21 protein-coding genes are annotated in these 19,513 nt (G+C 29.4%); 9 read left to right on the forward strand and 12 right to left on the reverse strand.

From position 1 onward, the window contains the following. Positions 1-6 precede the first annotated feature (6 nt). Both atzF and CRU95_RS02770 read right to left on the reverse strand, forming a co-directional pair. On the reverse strand, positions 7-1,809 hold the full coding sequence (gene atzF / locus CRU95_RS02765) for an allophanate hydrolase (protein WP_129099623.1): 1,803 nt from the start codon (positions 1,807-1,809) through the stop codon (positions 7-9). Positions 1,810-1,875: 66 nt separating this feature from the next. Continuing rightward, the gene (locus CRU95_RS02770) at positions 1,876-2,748 is read right to left on the reverse strand and encodes a DMT family transporter (RefSeq protein ID WP_129099624.1); all 873 of its coding nucleotides are present in this window, start codon (positions 2,746-2,748) and stop codon (positions 1,876-1,878) included. A gap of 153 nt (positions 2,749-2,901) precedes the next feature. On the opposite strand from CRU95_RS02770, the gene CRU95_RS02775 reads away from it, so the two are divergent. The 7 genes from CRU95_RS02775 (at position 2,902) to CRU95_RS02805 (ending at position 8,224) form a co-directional block, all read left to right on the forward strand. Beyond that, positions 2,902-3,630 (forward strand): amino acid ABC transporter ATP-binding protein, encoded by a 729-nt coding sequence (locus CRU95_RS02775; RefSeq protein ID WP_129099701.1) that lies wholly within the window; start codon positions 2,902-2,904, stop codon positions 3,628-3,630. A gap of 17 nt (positions 3,631-3,647) precedes the next feature. Beyond that, positions 3,648-4,463: a transporter substrate-binding domain-containing protein gene (locus CRU95_RS02780; RefSeq protein WP_129099625.1), complete on the forward strand. Its 816-nt coding sequence runs from the start codon at positions 3,648-3,650 to the stop codon at positions 4,461-4,463. A 3-nt stretch (positions 4,464-4,466) separates the two neighbouring features. Next, complete coding sequence (locus tag CRU95_RS02785; RefSeq protein ID WP_129099626.1) at positions 4,467-5,432, forward strand: amino acid ABC transporter permease; 966 nt, start codon at positions 4,467-4,469, stop codon at positions 5,430-5,432. Next, a complete protein-coding gene (locus tag CRU95_RS02790) occupies positions 5,433-6,062 on the forward strand; it encodes a MarC family protein (RefSeq protein WP_129099627.1) in 630 nt (209 codons plus the stop codon). After that, on the forward strand, positions 6,062-6,679 hold the full coding sequence (locus CRU95_RS02795) for a LysE/ArgO family amino acid transporter (RefSeq protein WP_129099628.1): 618 nt from the start codon (positions 6,062-6,064) through the stop codon (positions 6,677-6,679). The genes CRU95_RS02790 and CRU95_RS02795 overlap by 1 nt, the downstream gene beginning before the upstream one ends. 86 nt (positions 6,680-6,765) lie before the next feature. After that, positions 6,766-7,629: a thymidylate synthase gene (locus CRU95_RS02800; RefSeq protein ID WP_129099629.1), complete on the forward strand. Its 864-nt coding sequence runs from the start codon at positions 6,766-6,768 to the stop codon at positions 7,627-7,629. Positions 7,630-7,720: 91 nt separating this feature from the next. Beyond that, a complete protein-coding gene (locus CRU95_RS02805) occupies positions 7,721-8,224 on the forward strand; it encodes a dihydrofolate reductase (protein ID WP_258238609.1) in 504 nt (167 codons plus the stop codon). Here the strand turns inward: CRU95_RS02805 and CRU95_RS02810 are convergent, their stop codons facing one another. The 3 genes from CRU95_RS02810 to CRU95_RS02820 all read right to left on the reverse strand — a co-directional run bounded on the left by CRU95_RS02810 (position 8,225) and on the right by CRU95_RS02820 (position 10,338). Then, entirely contained in the window at positions 8,225-8,788 is a 564-nt protein-coding gene (locus tag CRU95_RS02810; RefSeq protein WP_129099630.1) for an HPP family protein, read from the reverse strand. 68 nt (positions 8,789-8,856) lie between these two features. After that, the gene (locus CRU95_RS02815) at positions 8,857-9,072 is read right to left on the reverse strand and encodes a 4-oxalocrotonate tautomerase family protein (RefSeq protein ID WP_129099631.1); all 216 of its coding nucleotides are present in this window, start codon (positions 9,070-9,072) and stop codon (positions 8,857-8,859) included. 81 nt (positions 9,073-9,153) lie between these two features. Next, entirely contained in the window at positions 9,154-10,338 is a 1,185-nt protein-coding gene (locus tag CRU95_RS02820) for a YbfB/YjiJ family MFS transporter (protein ID WP_129099632.1), read from the reverse strand. 89 nt (positions 10,339-10,427) lie between these two features. On the opposite strand from CRU95_RS02820, the gene CRU95_RS02825 reads away from it, so the two are divergent. Next, on the forward strand, positions 10,428-11,255 hold the full coding sequence (locus tag CRU95_RS02825; RefSeq protein WP_129099633.1) for a LysR family transcriptional regulator: 828 nt from the start codon (positions 10,428-10,430) through the stop codon (positions 11,253-11,255). Between the two features lie 20 nt (positions 11,256-11,275). Here the strand turns inward: CRU95_RS02825 and CRU95_RS02830 are convergent, their stop codons facing one another. Beyond that, the gene (locus CRU95_RS02830; protein ID WP_129099634.1) at positions 11,276-12,388 is read right to left on the reverse strand and encodes a glycosyltransferase; all 1,113 of its coding nucleotides are present in this window, start codon (positions 12,386-12,388) and stop codon (positions 11,276-11,278) included. Between the two features lie 136 nt (positions 12,389-12,524). Here CRU95_RS02830 and CRU95_RS02835 point away from each other — a divergent pair, with 136 nt between their 5' ends. After that, complete coding sequence (locus tag CRU95_RS02835) at positions 12,525-12,899, forward strand: acyl-CoA thioesterase (protein WP_129099635.1); 375 nt, start codon at positions 12,525-12,527, stop codon at positions 12,897-12,899. A gap of 4 nt (positions 12,900-12,903) precedes the next feature. Here the strand turns inward: CRU95_RS02835 and ygiD are convergent, their stop codons facing one another. From ygiD to sucC, 6 genes are all read right to left on the reverse strand, one after another. Next, on the reverse strand, positions 12,904-13,770 hold the full coding sequence (ygiD, locus tag CRU95_RS02840; RefSeq protein ID WP_129099636.1) for a 4,5-DOPA dioxygenase extradiol: 867 nt from the start codon (positions 13,768-13,770) through the stop codon (positions 12,904-12,906). Between the two features lie 86 nt (positions 13,771-13,856). Beyond that, positions 13,857-14,291 (reverse strand): hypothetical protein, encoded by a 435-nt coding sequence (locus CRU95_RS02845; protein ID WP_129099637.1) that lies wholly within the window; start codon positions 14,289-14,291, stop codon positions 13,857-13,859. Positions 14,292-14,423: 132 nt separating this feature from the next. Then, entirely contained in the window at positions 14,424-16,532 is a 2,109-nt protein-coding gene (locus CRU95_RS02850; protein ID WP_129099638.1) for a helix-hairpin-helix domain-containing protein, read from the reverse strand. Further along, the gene (locus CRU95_RS02855; RefSeq protein WP_129099639.1) at positions 16,525-17,259 is read right to left on the reverse strand and encodes a phytanoyl-CoA dioxygenase family protein; all 735 of its coding nucleotides are present in this window, start codon (positions 17,257-17,259) and stop codon (positions 16,525-16,527) included. The genes CRU95_RS02850 and CRU95_RS02855 overlap by 8 nt, the downstream gene beginning before the upstream one ends. Positions 17,260-17,272: 13 nt before the next feature. Continuing rightward, a complete protein-coding gene (gene sucD, locus CRU95_RS02860; protein WP_129099640.1) occupies positions 17,273-18,145 on the reverse strand; it encodes a succinate--CoA ligase subunit alpha in 873 nt (290 codons plus the stop codon). Further along, a complete protein-coding gene (sucC, locus tag CRU95_RS02865; protein ID WP_129099641.1) occupies positions 18,145-19,317 on the reverse strand; it encodes an ADP-forming succinate--CoA ligase subunit beta in 1,173 nt (390 codons plus the stop codon). The genes sucD and sucC overlap by 1 nt, the downstream gene beginning before the upstream one ends. Positions 19,318-19,513: the final 196 nt, after the last annotated feature.

Genomic DNA, 19,513 nt, shown 5'->3' on the forward strand with positions numbered 1-19,513 from the left:
TATCCTTTAATTTAATTTTTGATTTGAATTTAAAAAAGCTTTCCAGCCACCAAAACTTGAAATATCTTTTGCACCAATTAAGGCACTTGGCTCACATAAAAAACCTTTTACAGTTTTTTTATTTTCTAATTCAATTGAACCTATGCATAAGGGTTTTGGGATAGTTCTCTCAAATTCTCCTAAATTTTCAATTGGTATTGCCCAAACTTCAAGTTCAATAGAAACTCCATTTTCATCTTGAATAAGCCCAGGTTTTAGTATTTCTTCACCTTGAAGTTTAAAAAGTTTGTAATTTGGAGTTGTTTTTGTTTCGTATAAAAATCTTGAATTTAATTTTAATAAGTCTTTATTTAAGGGCATTCCTCTAAGGTGTGCTCCTACAACAGCTACTTCTATCTCATCATAAGTTACGCCAAAAGTATCATCATCACTTAGTTTTACTTCAACCTTACTATTTCCATATGTTAGAGTCATATCTTTTTGGATATATTTAGCAAACTTTGCAATTTTTAGTTCCTCGAAGGCATTTGCTATAAGTGTAACTCCTCCAGCAAAACCATCTTCTCTTTTATTTACAGGAATTGCTATTGCGCTGAGGTCTAAAAGATTTACAAAGTTTGTATAAATACCAAGTCTAGAATTTGCTTTTATTGGATCATTTTCTATCTCTTTTACACTTGCAACTCTTGGCATTGAGGGTAAACATAAGATGTCAAATTGTTCCAATACTGGTTCAATCTCTTTTTTAAGTTCATTAAATCTATAAATATCTCTATAAACATCACTTGCAGAAAATGTTTCTGCTTTTTGGATAAGTTTTCTAGTAATATCTAAAATATCATTTGGTTGATTTTTTATCATATCTCCAATTACTGTGTATCTTTCAGCTAACCAAGTACCTTCATATAATAATTGAGCAACTTCAAAGAAAGGTTTTAAATCTATTTCAATAGTTTTAAAACCTTTTTCTTGGATAAGAGAGATTGTTTGTTCATATGATTTTCTTTGAATTTCATCATCAATAAAGATTTGAGAATCGCTATTTGGAATAGCTACAACTACATCTTGGGTATTTTTATATTTGTTTTTAGGTCTTTTTTTAGAGTAAGGATCTTTTTCATCATGTTTGCTAGCAACTTCAAAAATATCATAAGCATCTTCAATATTTAAAGCTAAAATTGAAACAGTATCAACTGTAAGACAAGCAGGAACTACTCCTCTTTTTGAAAAAGCTCCCAAAGTTGGTTTTAGTCCAACTAGATTATTAAGTGCTGCTGGAATTCTTCCTGAACCTGCTGTATCAGTTCCAAGGGAAAAAGAAAATAGTTGGTGAGAAACAGCAACAGCAGAACCACAACTAGAACCACCTGGAATAATGTTTTCATCAAGGGCATTTTTAGGTGCTCCATAAGGAGTTCTAATTCCAACTAAACCAGTTGCAAATTGGTCTAGATTTGTTTTTCCTATACAAACAGCACCTGCTTCTTTTAAAACTTTTACTATAAAAGCATCTTCTTTTGCAATATATTCATATGCAGGACAAGCAGCAGTTGTAGGAATACCTTCTACATCAATATTATCTTTTACTGTAAAAGGGATTCCCCAAAGTGGTTTTTTATCTAAGTCCATCTTTTCTAAAGATGAAGTTTGAGCAAATATATCTTCTATGGGTTGTAGATGAATAAATATTCCATCATCATTTACTTTTTTAATTCTATTGTAAACCTCAGTTACAATATCTTTAGGTGTTACACCTTTTTTGTATGAGTCATGGATACTTTTGATATCAAATAACTGATTGCTTAACATGTTTTACCTTTTCAAAATAAAATTTATATTGGAAATTGTAAAACTATGAGGTAAATTAAAAGTAAATTATTTTTTTTTGAATTTGATTTCCGCTAAAAGTAGGGCAAATATGATTAAGGTAGCTCCAAAAAGTTGGATTGAACTTAGAAGCTCATTTCCTACAAAATAGCCATAAACACCTGCACTTACAGGTTCCATAGAAAAAATAACTGCTGTTTTTGTAGGAGTTGTAAATTGTTGCATATAAGTTTGTATCAAAAAGGCATAAACAGTTGCAAAGATAGAAGTGATTATTAGTGCTTTTAAAAATGTATTATTAAAATTCAAATCAAAAGTTACACTATCTAAACTAAGTGAAAATAATAAAGATAATATTGTCACAGTTATAAATTGAAACAGTACTAAGAGATATACATTAACTCTTTTTGAATATTTGTCAGTAAAGAGTATTTGTAAAGCAAAAAGTAAAGCACATATTATTCCTAATACTTCACCTTTTCCAAGTGATAAACTTCCACTCATAGTTAATAAATACAGACCACAAACGGCTATTAGAGAACTTATAAAAACCATTTTTCTAACATGCTCTTTAAAAACAACATAGGCTAAGAAAGGTACAATTATTACATTTAATCCTGTTAAAAAAGCTATTATTGAACTTTTTGTATAGGCCAAACCAAAGGTTTGAGTAGCAAAGGCAGAAAATAAAAAACAGCCTAAAATAACTCCATAAAGAATAGTTTGCTTATTTAATTTGTCAAAATATTTATATGCAATTATTGCCATTAAAATAGTAGCAATTCCAAAACGCCAAAATAAAAATGCATAAACAGGTACAGATTTAATAGCATCTTGTACCATTAAAAAAGTCACACCCCAAGCAATAGCGACAGTTAAAAGTAAAAAGTCTGCTCTTAGTTCTAATAGTTTTTTATTCAATTATTCTCCTAAAATAAAATTTGCATTGTACCCATAGTTTATTTAAACAAAAGACAATTATATGTATAAATTATATACATGCTCTATAGGAATGTTAAAATAAATTTAGCTATGATATCGTCTTAGTCTAATTAAAGAGAGATGATGGATAATATTATAAGTATGAAGAAAATCGATAAGTTTTATGACAAGTTTCATGTCTTAAAAGGAATTGATTTCAATGTTAAAAAAGGTGAAATTGTTGTTGTTTGTGGACCTTCTGGTTCAGGGAAATCAACATTAATCCGATGTATTAATGGTTTAGAAGAAATAGATAGCGGTGAAATTTTTGTTGATAACATCGATATCCATGGAAGCAAAAAAAATCTACAAACTATAAGAAGCGAAGTTGGTATGGTATTCCAACATTTTAATCTTTTTCCCCATTTAACTATACTTGAAAACATTACTTTAGCACCCAATTTAGTCAAAAATATAAAAAAAGAGGATGCTAGCACTATTGCAATGGAACTTTTAAAAAAAGTAAAACTAGAAGATAAAGCGAACTCTTATCCTGGGGATTTATCAGGTGGTCAAAAACAGCGTGTTGCTATTGCTAGAAGTTTAGCAATGAAGCCTAAGATAATACTTTTTGATGAGCCTACATCTGCATTAGATCCAGAAACAATCGGTGATGTTTTAGCTGTAATGAAAGATTTAGCCCACGAAAGCTTTACAATAGTATGTGTAACTCATGAGATGGGGTTTGCAAAAGAAGTTGGAGATAGAATAGTATTTATGGATCATGGTGTTGTAGTTGAAGAATCTACACCAAAAGAATTTTTTGAAAATCCAAAAAGTGATAGAGCAAAAAAATTCTTAAATGAAATTTTAACACATTAAATAAAAAAGGAAGAAAAATGAAAAAAACGCTTTTAGCTATTTTAGTATTTGCTACAGTTAATTTAGTGGCATCGGATATAAATTTATGGAAGAATTCTACATTGAATAAAATCTTAGAAAGAGGTGAAATGCAAGTTTGTTTAGAACCTGGATATATGCCTTTTGAAATGAAAGATAAAAAGGGTAGAATTATTGGTTATGATGTGGATGTTGCTAAAAAAATGGCTAAAGATATGGGAGTTAAATTAAAACTTCTTCCTACAGCTTGGGATGGTATAGTTGCAGCACTTGTAACTGGAAAATGTGATATTATTATCTCTGGTATGACTGTTTCTCAACAAAGAAACTTAAAAGTAAATTTTGCAGATCCATATTTAGTAGTTGGACAAACTATGTTAATGAACAAATCTTTAGAAGGTAAAATCACATCTGCAAAACAGTTAGATGATCCAAAATATACAATTGTTACAAAACTTGGAACATCAGCTGAAATTGCAATAAGAAAATTTTATAAAAAAGCAAAAATTGTTACATTTGAAACTGAAGCAGATGCTGTAAGTGAAGTGTTAAATGATAATGCAACTGCATTTGTTTATGACCAACCATACAATATCTTATTTATGGCAGATAAAGGTAAAGATAAATTAGTACATTTAGATGAACCTTTAACATTTGAACCTTTAGCATGGGCAATTAGAAAAGGTGATCCTGATTTTTTAAATTGGTTAAATAACTTTTTAAGACAAATGAAGGGTGACAAAGTAATTGATTTCTATGGTAAGTTAAATGATAAGTGGTTGAAAGATACTGCTTGGTTAAAAAGAGTTCAATAATCTATGGCAAGAAGAGAATCATGGACACAAAATAAAAAGCTAGGGCATATCATTGCCTTAGCTTTATTTATTGTTTTAGGATATTTTTTATATGCAGCAGCTTCAAATATTAATTATGTTTGGAAGTGGAGTTCTGTTCCTAAATATTTTGCATATAAAGAAACTATAACAATAGAAGCCCCAGTAGATGGAAAACTAGTATTAGAAGATGGCAAATACTATATTAAGGGTGATGAAAATATAACTCTTAATAAGTTAGATAGTAGTTTTTTATTTGAGTATAAAGTGGGTGAAAATGTATATAGTGGCGATTATATTGCTACAAAAACAGTAACAAAACCAGGACCTATTTTAAATGGTTTATGGATAACCTTAAAAATATCCTTTTTCGCAGCTGTTTTAACTTTTTTTATTGGTATTATTGTTGCTTTTATGAAGCTATCTCCAATAGTATTTATAAAAGATTTAGCAACGGTATATGTAACAATCGTAAGGGGAACTCCTTTATTAGTTCAAATATTTTTATTTTATTTTATTGTTGCAAATATTTTTGAATTTGATCGTTTTGTAGCAGGGGTATTATCTTTAGGTATATTTTTTGGTGCATATATGGCAGAGATTTTAAGAGGTGCTATTCAATCTATTGATAAAGGTCAACTAGAAGCTTCAAAATCTTTGGGAATATCTAACTTTCAAGCTATGAGATATATAATTTTACCTCAAGCTTTTAAAAGAGCTTTGCCAACACTTATTGGTGAAATGATTGCTTTAGTAAAAGATTCTTCTTTGGTTTCAGTTATTTCTATTACAGATTTGACAAAAGTTGGAAAAGAGATTGTTGCAAATACTTTTTCTCCTTTTGAAACTTGGATAATTGTAGCATTACTTTATCTTTGTATAACTTCTGTATTAAGTTTTATAGGACATAGAATAGAGAAAAAAATGGCTTTAAAAGGTGGAATGAATTAATTGGAAATTTTTCAAAATTTTTTACAACAAAGTATCACATTTTTTGCAATAATTGATCCTATTGGAATAAGTGCAATTGCTTTGTCAATTCTTAGTCCCAATATCTCAAAAACACAAATGTCTACAATCGCTAGAAAAACAACTATTACTATTGTAGTGGCATTTTTTGTTGTATTGATTAGTGGAGATTTAGTTTTAAAACTATTTGGTATAGGAGAAGATTCACTTCAAGTTATGGGTGGATTGATTTTATTATTGATGGCTATTACTATGGTAAGAGGAAGTTCTTCTAATGAAAATCAAGATGGTACAAGAGATAGTAAAAAAGATGAAGAACTAGCAGTTATTCCAATAGGTATTCCAATTGCTTTTGGAGCTGGACTTTTTACTACAATTATTATTTTTAAAAATCAAGTTGAAAATACTATGGAACTTTTTACTTTGGTTATGGCTTTTTGTATTAATGCTTTGATATTTTATTTAATACTAAGAAACTCAATCTATATTAAAAAATATTTAGGTGTTACTGGACAAAATGTTGTAACAAAACTTATGGGACTTATTGTTGGAGCACTTGCCGTTCAATTTATAGTTTCAGGAATTATACATTTAGCTAAAAGTTATATTTAGTGGAATTTGATATTTTTATAAAAGGTTACATAGTAGCCTTATCTTTAATAGTGGCAATTGGTGCTCAAAATGCCTATATCTTAAAGCTTGGATTACTTAAGCAACATGTATTAAAAGCAACACTCATTTGTATTATTTCAGATTTTGTTTTGATTACTTTAGGAGTTTTTGGACTGGGTGCTTTTATAAAAGGAAACCAAACTTTTATAAATGGCATTGCAATTTTTGGAATAGTTTTTTTATTATTTTATTCTTTTAAGTCTTTTAAGTCAGCTTTTAAAAACGAGAGTTTAAAAATTGATAATGAGATAAAAACAAATCCTATCAAAGAAGTATTTACTTTACTTTTTATGTTTACTTTTTTAAATCCTCATGTATATTTAGATACAGTTTTATTAATAGGTGGAATTGGAGCTAATGTTGAAGACAACTTAAAAATATATTTTATTTTAGGTTCTGCTTTAGCTTCAGCTAGCTGGTTTTTGACATTAGGTTATGGAGCTAGAGTCTTAATTCCTTTATTTAAAAAACCAATTACTTGGAAAATCTTAGATATATCAGTTGCCTGCTTGATGTTATATATTTCTTACACATTAATAGATTTACTTATCTTTTAAACAAAATTTATTTATAAAATATATAATCTTAGGTAAAATATTCTTCAATATTTAGTAGTATATTTACTACTTATGTAAGGAACGAAATGAAGCAATATTTAGACTTGATGAAACATGTATTAGAAAATGGAACACTAAAAGAAGATAGAACAGGAACAGGAACAAAATCAGTATTTGGTTACCAAATGAGATTTGATTTAAGTGAAGGTTTTCCTTTAGTAACTACTAAAAAATGTCATTTGAAAGCTATTATTTCAGAGCTTCTTTGGTTTTTAGAAGGTTCAACTGACGAGAGAAGATTGGCTGAAATTCACTATGGTGATAAGGCAGAAAATATCATAGGCAAAAAAACAGTATGGACTGCAAATGCAGATAATCAAGGTGTTGCTTTAGGATATGAAAATAGTGATACTGTAAAAGAGTTAGGTCCTGTTTATGGAAGCCAATGGAGAAGTTGGAAAACAAATGATGGAAAAGATATTGATCAAGTATCTGAATTAATAGAACAAATCAAAAATAATCCTGATTCGAGACGACTTATTTTAAGTGCTTGGAATGTGGCAGAAATAGAAAAAATGGCACTTCCTCCTTGTCATACTTTTTTTCAATTTTATGTGGCAAATGGAAAGTTATCGTGCCAACTTTATCAAAGAAGTGCGGATATATTTTTAGGAGTACCTTTTAATATCGCTTCTTATGCATTATTGACTATGATGGTTGCACAAGTTTGTGATTTAGAAGTAGGGGATTTTGTACATACTTTTGGAGATGCACATCTTTATTCAAATCATATAGAACAAGCAAACTTACAAATTACAAGAGAACCCTTTGCAAAACCAACTATGAAAATAAATCCAGATATCAAAAATATCTTTGATTTTAAAATGGAAGATTTTGAACTTAGTAATTACCAAGCTCACGAGCATATAAAAGGTGTAATGGCAGTATAGCCAAAAGGCAAATCATTGCCTTCTTTTGTCAAAAAAGTAGATATATAAAAATGGTTCCTTTTTATTGGGAACCAATTAAAAGGAATACAGTATGATAGTATCAATGATAGTAGCTTATGGAAAGAATTGGGAAATAGGTTTAAATAATGAAATGCTATGGCATATCTCTGAGGATTTTAAAAACTTTAAAACTATAACTTCCGGGCACCATATTTTAATGGGAAGAAAAACCTTTGAATCAATAGGTAAGCCCTTACCAAATAGAACTTCACTTGTACTAACAAAAGGTGGTTTTGAATATGAAGGTGTGGAGACATTTTCTGATATATATGAGGCTTTGAATTGTGCTAGAGAAAAAGGAGAGGAAGAATTATTTATAATAGGTGGGGCTACTATTTATAAAACTTTATTTGAGTATGTTGATAAAATGTATTTAAGTGAAGTTGATTATTCAGGAGAAGCAGATGCATACTTAGAACCTATTGATTTTTCAACTTGGGATTTAGCTCAACAAAGAGATTATGAAGCAATCAAAGAAGATGGCAAAATAAAAAGCCCAGCTTGGAAATTTAAAGTTTATGTAAAAAAAGATTAATCAATCTTCTTCAAACCATTTAAAATTAAAAATTTTATGTGAATGTGGATAATGTCTATGTGCAGGGATATTATTCACAACTACTGCAATTATCAAAAGAATAAAAGCTCCAGATGCTACTGGATATAAAACATATAAAAATCCTAAATCATGTATTTGATTACTGCCAATTACAGCAATGAGGGCTGTTGCACCTCCTGGAGGATGAAGTGTTAAAGTTACTTGCATAATCAAAATAGAAGTGGCAACTGCAAAAGCAGAACAAAATAATATATGATTATGAAATAGTTTAAAAGATATAACTCCTATAAGTGCGGATAAAATATGTCCACCAATGAGATTTCTAGGTTGGGCAAGGGGAGAATTTACAGCTCCATAAACTAATACAGCACTTGCACCAAAAGAACCAATTACTAAAGTTAAATCATTATCATTTAGAATATCACTGTGAAATAAAGAGATAGCTAAAATACCTACAAATGAACCTATCCAAGACCAAATAATATTAGCTCTTTCAATAGGTTCAGTATTTACTTTTTTAAATTGTTTAAAAAACTTTTTCATATATTAATCCATTTTTCAAGAAATAAATGAATCTTAGCCAAAAGAAAAAGGTAAAAGTATGATTTAAATCAATTCTTTTTTTGCTCTTCTCTTATATTTGTAATTGTTTTTCCACCAATTGCATAATTATCAGTAGAAACCTCTTCTATAAGAACAACAGCACTTGAAGCTCCTCTTCCAAAAATCTCTGAAAAAAGTTCAGTTATACCTTTTGAAAGTTTTTCTTTTTGTTCTTTTGTTGCCCCTCCATCTTCGTGGGTCATTTTTACATTTATATATGGCATATTTATTCCTTTAAGATGTTCCCATTTTAAAGGGAACTTATATTTAATAACTTCTTTTAACAAGATTTGTAAAAAATCTTTCTATTCCTTTACTATATTTAGAATTTTTGAGATAAACAATAATACTACACCTGAAAATACAATAAAAGCAGTTAAATAAAGTGCATAAGTGTAGTTTCCAAATTTATCTATTAAGGCTATACTATATAATGGTGCTAAAACTTGTCCTACTCCATAAGCAGTTGTAAGTGCTCCCATTAGAACAACAGGGTTTGCACCTGAAAGTTTGCCTCCTAGACTCATAAATAGTGCTACAAGACCTATAAAAGTACCTCCATATAAAACACCAGATAATAGGTTAAGGTATAGATTATTTGTAAGGGCTGAAATTAGTATTCCAACTACTTGTAATAACATAGCAATAATGATTATATTTACACTTCCATATTTGTGTGCTAAATTCATCCAAATAATACAAGAGGGAATACCTGCTAGTCCAACAAGAGTCCAAGTAAGATTACCATATCCTTTTAGACCTTCAAGTGAATTAATAATATCAGGAATAAAAGTTGCTTGAACAACAAACCCAACACCTTCACAAAAATATGCAATAATAAGAAGTATTACAAAGGGTGAAAATAGTTTTATATCAAAATGGTGTTTTACCACATTTGCATCTACTCTTTTACCAAAAGATAAAATATACATAGAATAAAAAGATGCAAAAAAGGCAAAAATAGTTAAAACTAACCAAGCTTCTTGCCAAGTTCCCTGGAAATAAAATACTGCACGAACAATTAAATCAGTAACTAAAATAGAAAACCCAATTCCTGAAAAATGTATCCCCATGGCTTTTGTTTTATTATCTATTTTTAGTTTGTACATTACAATTGCAGAACCTACAACTAAAGCCATAGCGGCTCCAAATCCTGCGATTATTCTTGAGATTAACCATAAAGTTTCATTATGTGTTGTAGCTAAAACTAAGGTTGTTAAAATAGATATAATCATCCCAAGTCTAAAAAACTTTACCTTTGTATATATATCTTTTATGAATACAGCAAAAATAGAACCAGCTAAATATCCTGCATAATTAACAGAAGCTAAAATACCAGCAAAACTAACAGTTAAATAATCTTCAAGCATAGGAGGAAGTAAAGATGTAAATACAAATCTTGCTACTCCCACTCCAATAATTAATGCAAGGATTCCTGCGAGTATAATAGAAGCATTTGAATCTTTATCTAAAAGGTTTATTTTTTTCAAACTCTATTCCTTTGTTTTTGACATAATATCACTAAAAATGATATTATGTCAAATAATTAATCATGATTAGTGATATAAGGAAAAGTGATATGGATTCAAACTTACTAAAAGTATTTGTAAGTGTTGCAAATAAGAAGTCTATTTCAAAAGCTGCAAATAGTTTAAAATATGCTCAGTCAAATGTAACTTCTAGAATAAAACAGTTAGAAAAAAATCTTGAATGTAAACTTTTTCATAGAGTTCCTTCTGGTGTTATCTTAACACATGAAGGGGAAAGACTTTACCCACATGCAGTAGATATTATAAAAAAAATAGAGTTAGCAACTTTAGATATGAAAGATATGCTAAAGCAAGAGCAGTTAATTGTTGCTTCAACTGAATCAAATGCTGTGACAAGAATAGTAAACTTTTTAATAAATATACACAATGAATTCCCAGATATTCAACTAGAACTTATCACAAATACAACAGGTGAAATCAAAAAAATGATAATGGACTACAAAGTAGATATGGCTTTTGTTAGTGGTGTACCTCAAGAAAATGAACTCCTTGTATTAAATAAAGTTGATGAAGAATTAGTTTTAGTTGAACCTTTTGAGGAAGTGGTTCCAAATGTATTTTTGAGTTTTAAAAAAGGGTGTGCATACAGTGATTTTGCTCAAGATTATCTTTTTGAACTAACACAAGTGGAACACAAAAAGTTAGAATTTGGCAGCTATGATACTATTTTAGGATGTGTAAAAGCTGGAATGGGAAAATCAATACTTCCTTTAAGTATTGTAAAAAAATTAAGATTTGAAGATGAGGTTAAAATTTTGAAGTTAAATAAAAAAGCTTGGGATATGCCTACTTGTTTAGTATGTAGAAAAGATAATATTCCTAAAATTGCAGACTATTTAAAAGAACTTGCGTTATAAAAATATGCAAATGCATATTTTTATAAGATATTTAATTGATGAGCTAAAGCATCAGCGATTCTTTCATAGTTTCTTATATCTAAAAGTCTTTTTTGTCCATCAATTCCAACTTGAGTGATATTTTCTTTTGGTAATGAGATTATCTCTTCAAGTTTTGTTTTAATTGAATCTTTGTCAAAGTCACAAAGCCAAGCTGTTTTGTTATCATCAAAAATAGAAAGATTGTTATCATTTTTTGACATTATACAAGGAACAGCAGAAGCATAATAATCCATGATTTTAACAGGTGTTGAGGTGTTAAATAAAGCAATATCAGGTAAAATTGATAAACCAATATCAGCTTTTGCAATTAAATCCAATAACTCCTCTTTTGATGTGGCATTACTTAATTCAAAATTTGCTCTTAAGTTAGGATATTTACCCAATAACTCTTGGGCATATTCTGGGTCTTTTGTAGAAATCATGATTTTAAAGCTTTTAGTCTCAATTTGAGAAAAGGCATCTAATACTGTTTCAAATTCTCTTAATTTATCTAAAGTTCCTGCATAAAAAAATCTTTTTTCTTCACTTTCATGTTGTATATTTTCGTGTAAAACTTCTGGATCAATAGCTGAAGGAATAACAAAAGTTTTTGTTTTCACATCTTTTAAATAGTTATCTCTCATTTTTATAGTTGTTGGAAGAAATAGGTCACAATCGTTTATTAGTGATGTTTCTTGGTGTAGTTTAATTTTATTTGAGATTATATCAAAATAGCTTTTTTTGTTGTTTGCTTCATCAATTTGAAGCTTGGCAATTCTTTTTGGAAATGATAATCTAAAAGCAACTTTATAATCAAAAACGATTCTTTTTTTAAGTACTTCTTTTAATATTTTTGTATCATTTCTTACAGCTACTATTTTATACTCTTTTAAATCTATTCCATTATGTCCTAAAACATCTATAACATTTAGTTTATCTGCAAGGGGAATAATGATTTTATTATTATCTTTTCTTTCAAAAGATGCTTTATATTTAGAAAAATATATGATATGTATTTCAAAATGTTTAGTTAAGTATTTTTCAAATAAAGGGCCAATAAAACTATTATCGCTATATTCTGTTTGGTCAGTAATATATAAAAACTTTTGCATGAATACTCCTTTTTACTTCCGAGTATACTAATTTTACATAGCATTAAAAAAGCATTTCGAAATACAGCTGATTTTTGACCTAGGTTTAATCAAGTTTTTATAAAAAATAGTCGAAAATAAGAAAAAAGGTTTTGGATTGGAATATACAACACAAAGAATGGTAACTTATCCTCATCTAAATGCTGCTGGTATTTTAGTTGGTGGGACAGCTTTATCTTGGATTGACCAAGATGCTATGGTTTATGCTGCAAATTTATTAGATACTAGTAGAATTGCTACTGCAAAAGTATCAGAAGTCGTATTTAATAGTGCTGCAAATATTGGTGATATTTTAATTACAGGAGTTGAACTAGTAAGAGTAGGAAAAACTTCAATTACATTAAAATGTGAACTTAGAAATAAAACAACAAATAAAGTAATAGTTCAAGTTGAAGAAGTAGTTTTAGTAACAATTGATTTTAACAAAAAACCAACTCCACACAAACTTTATAAAGAGAAAATGGCTAAATAATTTTTTATGAGAAAAGAACTGACCTCATAGAAAAAGAGCCTTCTTGAAATCCTTGAGCAAAATATTTATGTTGTTCATCTTTTTTTACACATCCTAAAACATATAAAAGTGGCAAAAAGTGCTCAGGGCTAGGAACTGCCATCAGAGCATCTTTGCCCATTTCTTGGTAATTTACTAAAGCCTCATAATCACCACTATCTATTTTTGAAGTTACTTTTTCATCAAAACTTTTTGCCCAATCATGAACTACATCTCTAGTACCATGCATAGTATCACTTTTTGCACTGGGAATATTATGAACAATATTTCCTGAACCTATTATCATAATCCCTTGTTTTCTTAGCTCATACATCTCATTTGCTAATAAAAAATGCTCTTTTGGAGTCATTGATTGGGCTAAGCTAAACTCAAATACTGGTACATCAGCTTTTGGGAAAAGTCTTGATAATACAGTCCAAGCTCCATGGTCCAAACCTCTTATTGGGTCTGTAAAGACCTCTTCTTTGAATGTCTCTGAGACATGTTTTGCAATTTTTGGGGCACCAGGGGCTGGATATTTAAATTCATACATAAATTCAGGAAAACCATAATAATCATATATTGTCTCAGGATTAGCAGCTGTACTGACAGCTGGAAACATGGTCTCCCAATGTGCTGAAATTACTAAGATGGCTTTTGGTTTTTTTATTAATTGAGCGATTTTTTCCCATTCTTTAGTAAATCTATTTTCTATAAAGGCGTTCATAGGTGTTCCATGTCCTATAAATAGGGCAGGAGCTATTTTAGTACTTTCTTTTGCCCATGATGGTAGGGTGGCAAATAGGGTGCTAATACCTGCTAAGTAAGTAAATTTTCTTCGAGTGATACTCATATTTCAAATTATCCTAATAATTATAGTTTATTTTGAAGTATAAGATTATTTTATTAATTGATTATTAATATGTGTAAAATAGGGGTTTATGCTACAAACATCAATTTTGCAAGAATGACAATTGCTATTGATAAAACTAAAGCATATGTATGAAAATAATTCATAAAAGCTATTGGTTCTTTTTTTGTGAGTTTGCAATACATAGTATAAATAACACCAATAATGATAAGAAATACAAAAAAAACTTTGATTAATAGTAAAACTTGTAGTGAAGAATTTATAACTCCTACTTCACTATTTATGTATTTACTAAACATATATCCACCAGTGAATATAAGAACCAAAACAATAAGAGGATATATTTTAAGTCCACGCCCAACTATTGCTTCAATCATTTTTGCATGTAATTCTTTTCCCAATTTATTTTTAACTGCTGGAAAAATAATTACATCTGCAAAAATAAAACCTATAAAAATAATTGCACTTAGTAGGTGTAAGATTAGTACGAAGGTATATTCCATTAGAAATCCTTAATTATAAATTAACTAGTGATAATTATAATCAGTATTGGATTTAATGGCATTGATTAGAATCAACATTTAAATTTGATTTTTCTTAATGCTATTTCGAAAATGCTCACATTTTTTTAGTATTTATTTTAAACTAAGTCCTACTTTATTTTTTTTTAAATCTATTGATATGATTTTTATCTTTTTTAGTTGTTGGTTTATGCTAAGTATTTCACTAGGGTGTGAGATTCTTTTTTCGCTCATTTGTGAGATGTGTATCATTCCATCATTTTTTAGACCTATATCTACAAAAGCTCCGAAGTCTGTGATATTTCGTACGATTCCAGAGACAAAAAATCCCTCTTTTAAGTCTTCTATTGTTTTGATATCATCTGAAAACTCTATTTCATCAAATTCGCTTCTTACATCAAATCCTGGTTTTTGTAACTCATTTATAATATCTTCTAAAAGAAGTTTTGAAGTGTTTAGCTCTTTTGCTATATTTTCAATATCACTTGTTTTTATATCTTCTATTTTATATTTTTTTTGTAAGGTACTTACTAAAGCATAATTTTCTGGGTGAATTGCAGTATTATCCAAAATAGAACTTCCCTCTTTTATTCTTAAAAATCCCACCCCTTGTTCATAAGCTTTTGAACCTATACCTTTTACATCAAGTAGTTCTTTTTTTGATTTAAATTTTTTGATTTTTTCTCTATGGGCTATAATGTTTTTTGCCATAGTTTCACTAAAACCTGATACAAAAGATAAAAGCTTATATGAAGCAGAGTTTATGTCAACTCCTACTTTATTTACTAAGTCTATTGTTACATTTTCTAGTTTTGAAGCTAAATCTTTTTGATTTACATCGTGTTGGTATTGTCCAATACCAAGTGATTTTGGGTCTATTTTAACCAAAGCTGCCATTGGATCACGAAGCCTTGAAGCTATTGAAATGGCACCTCTAATTGTAACATCAAGGTTGGGATACTCTTCATTGGCTATTTTTGAAGCAGAATAAACACTTGCCCCTATTTCACTTACAACTGCAAATTTTACATCTAAAGAGTTTTCTTTTATAAAGTTTGATACAAAAGAGGCAGTTTCATTTGAAGCTGTTCCATTTCCTATGGCTATTGAGTTTACCTTGTGTTTTTTTATCAAAGCCAACAGAGTTTTAGCAGAGTTAGCAAAGTCTTCTTTTGGTTTTGTTGGATAAATAACTGCACTATCTAAAAAAAGTCCATCATCACTTATAACTGCCACTTTACAACCAGTTCTAAATCCAGGGTCTAGTCCTAAAATAGTCTGATTAACTAGGGGTGGAGTTAGAAGTAGTTCTTTTAGGTTTTTTCCAAAAAGATTTATGGCTTCATATGAAGCTTTTTCTTTTAAGATTGTTATAGCTTCTCTTTTTAAACTAGGAAGTAGAAGTCTTTTTAGTCCATCTTTATAGGCATCAAATACAAGCTCACTTGAACTATTTGCCCAAGTTGGGATTTTGTATTTTTTTATATTTTCACAAATAAAATCTTCATCAACTTCAATTTTAAAAGTTAGTTCTTTTTCATTTGTTGCTCTATTTATGGCTAAAAATCTATATGATTTTATATATTTTATTTTTTCATTTACTTCTGATAAGTTTTTATAAAGGCCATTTTTATCAAATGTTTTTGTGGGCTTAGTTTGTATTGTTCCGTAGTTTAAAATACTATTTCTAACTACTTCTTTTGATTTAAAATCATCTGCATATCTTTGGGCGATAATATCACTTGCACCTTTTAGTGCTTCATCTACACTTGTAACTTCTTTATTTAAAAAAGATTTGGCTTTTTCTTGGCACTCTTTTTTACTGTATTTTAAACACTGTATAAAGTTTGCTAGAGGTTCTAAACCATTTTGTATGGCAATTGTAGTTCTAGATGATTTTTTGTCTTTAAAGGGTGTGTAAATATCTTCTAGTGCTTGAAGTGTTGTGGCAGAATTTATATTTGCTTTGATTTTATCATCTAAGAAGTTTTTTTCTTGTAGAAGATTTAATATCTCCTCTTTTCTTTTTAAAAGTTTTAGTGAATAATTATAAATCTCTTCAAAAACTCTTAGCTCTTCATCACTTGCATTTGAAGTTTGTTCTTTTCTATATCTTGCAATAAAAGGAATAGTACACCCATCATCAAGAAGTTGTAAGATATTTTTGATAACACTTTTAGAAAAAGATGTTTTCTCTTCTAAAAGTGTTATTAAGTTATCCAAGCAATACCTCTGATACATCACTTCTTGTGTTTTTTAGAGGTTTGTTACTAATAGCTCTTGTTGTATAAACAAAAGAGATTTTTGGTTTATCTGTTATGTTTTTGCCTGCATGGTGCAAAGTTTTACAATGAAACAGAACTATATCCCCTCTTTTTAGGTTTGTATGAACTCTGTTTTTGATTATCTCCATATTTTTAGGGTGTTCATCTAGGAAGTTTGATTTTTCATCAAATTGATCTTTTTCAAGATTTAGTTTATGACTTCCTGGAACAAATTCTAAAAGTCCATTTTCTATAAACTCATCATCAAGACTAAGCCAAATAGAAATCAAATCATTATTATCAAAGTGCCAATATCTTCTATCTTGATGCCAAGATGTTCTTGATGAATCCTTTGGCATCTTTGTCATTATTGAGTTATGGTGAGCTAAGGTTAAAACTACCTCTTCACCAAATAGTTGTTGAAGCATTGGAAGAGTCTCTTCATATGTCATCCATTCTTTAAAAACATCTTCTCTTTGGTAAACTTGTCTTAATCGTCTTACTGTATTTGTCTCATCATTTGCTTCTAAGTATTCAGATTCTGTCTCTATTGGTTTAATTTTATTTTTTAAATGATAATTTGCTTTTTCTAAGATTTTTTCACATAAATCATGTGGTGCAAAATCCTTGATAAGTATAAAACCATCTTTGTGAAATTGTTCTATTTGTTCTTGTGTTAATTTCATTTAATACTCACTATTATTTAGGATGAACTTCTTTTAAAGCAGCACCAATGGCAGTAATTGTTCTAACTGTTGTTACTCCTGCTCTCTCTAGGGCTAAGTATTTCTCTTCAGCTGTTCCTTTTCCTCCATCAATAATTGCACCTGCATGTCCCATTCTTTTGCCTTTTGGAGCTGTTACTCCTGCGATATAAGAAACAACAGGTTTAGTAATGTTGTATTTGATGTATTCAGCAGCAGCTTCTTCTTTTGCTCCACCAATTTCTCCAATCATTACGATTGCTTTTGTATCAGGGTCTTCTTCAAACATTTTTAAAATATCTATAAAATCACTTCCTGGAACGGGATCTCCACCAATACCTACACAAGTACTTTGTCCAAATCCTGCTAATGTTGATTGATTTACAGCTTCATAGGTTAGTGTTCCAGAACGAGAAACAATTCCAACACTTCCAGCCATGTGGATATTTTCTGGCATGATTCCCATTTTACATTGATTGGGAGTTATTATTCCTGGACAATTTGGACCTATAAGTCTTGAACCATTTAAATCAACTACTGCTTTTATATCTAGCATATCAATTGTAGGGATTCCTTCTGTGATACAAACAATAGTCTCTATTCCATTTTCACTTGCTTCTATAATAGCATCTTTACAAAAAGGTGCTGGAACATATATAATTGAAGCATTTGCTCCTGTTAATCTTTTAGCACATTCAACTGTGTTGTAAATAGGTAAGTCAAAATGTCTTTGACCTCTTTTACCTGGAACTACTCCTGAAACTACATTTGTACCATATGCTATGGCTCTTTGAGTATGGAAACTAGCTTGTGCTCCTGTTAAACCTTGAACTAATACTTTTGTATTTTTATCAATTAAAATAGCCATTATTTAACTCCTTTATTTGATAGCTCAATGATTTTTAAAGCGGCCTTATCTAAATCAGCCTCTTCATAAACTGTTACAGTTGAATTTTTTATCAACTCAAGTCCCTCTTTTGCATTTGTTCCTTCAAGTCTTACTACAATTGGAATATTTATATTCATCTTTTGGGCAGCTCCTATAATACCAGCAGCAATAATATCACATCTTACAATTCCACCAAAAATATTTACTAAAATACCATTTACTTTTGTATCAGAAAGAATAATTTCAAAAGCTTCAATAACTCTTTTTTCATTTACACTTCCCCCTACATCAAGGAAGTTTGCTGGTTCTCCCCCATGAGTTTTTATTAAATCCATAGTTGCCATTGCTAAACCTGCACCATTTACCATACAAGCAATATTTCCATCTAAACTTACATAATTTAAATCTAATTTTTCAGCTTTTAGTTCTCTTTCATCTTCTTGTGAATCATCTCTTATCTCATTCATTTTTGGTTGTCTATAAAGTGCTGAATTATCAACTACAACTTTTCCATCTAAACAGATAAGTTTATTATTTTTTGTTACAACTAAAGGATTTATCTCTACTAGTGATAAATCTTTTTGTACAAACATTTTATATATATTTTTCATTAAATCTATCATTTGAGCACTAAGGTCTTTGTCAAAACCTAAGTCTTCACAGATTTGTCTACATTGAGCTGGCATGATTCCAACAATCGGATTTATTGGATTTCTTAGGATTTTTTCAGGAAATCGCTCCGCCACTTCTTCAATATCCATACCACCTTCACTAGAAGTAATTATCATAATTCTCTGAGATGTTCTATCAACAATAAAGGCTAGGTATATTTCATCTTTTATATCACAAGGTTCTTCTATGTAAATAGAATTTACAGGTTGTCCTTGTGCACTTGTTTGGTGCGTTATTAGAGTACTTCCCAATAATCTTCTTACTTCTTCATTGGCTTCTTTTTTAGAATTAACTAAAACAACTCCACCCACTTTACCTCTTCCACCTGCATGAACTTGAGCTTTGATTACCCATTTGTTTTTTCCAACACTTCTTAAGATATCATCTAGTTGAGAAGGGTGAGTTAAAAGTTTGCCTTTTGTAGTAGGAATGTCGTATTTTCTATATAAGTTTTTTGCTTGATACTCATGTAAATTCATAATTTCTCCGAATTTTAATCATAGTAATTTTTATTAATTTAATTGCCTATTTATATCTAAATTGAAATAGAAATTTGCTTAATTGCTATACACAAAAAAAGTATAATAAAATGTTTATTTTGATAATAATTATCATAATAAGAAAAAATTAAGTTTCTTTTATTTATAATACTTGATATTGATTATCAATATAAAG

The organism is Arcobacter sp. F2176 (assembly GCF_004116465.1).
In the GTDB taxonomy this organism is placed as follows: domain Bacteria; phylum Campylobacterota; class Campylobacteria; order Campylobacterales; family Arcobacteraceae; genus Arcobacter; species Arcobacter siniprincipis.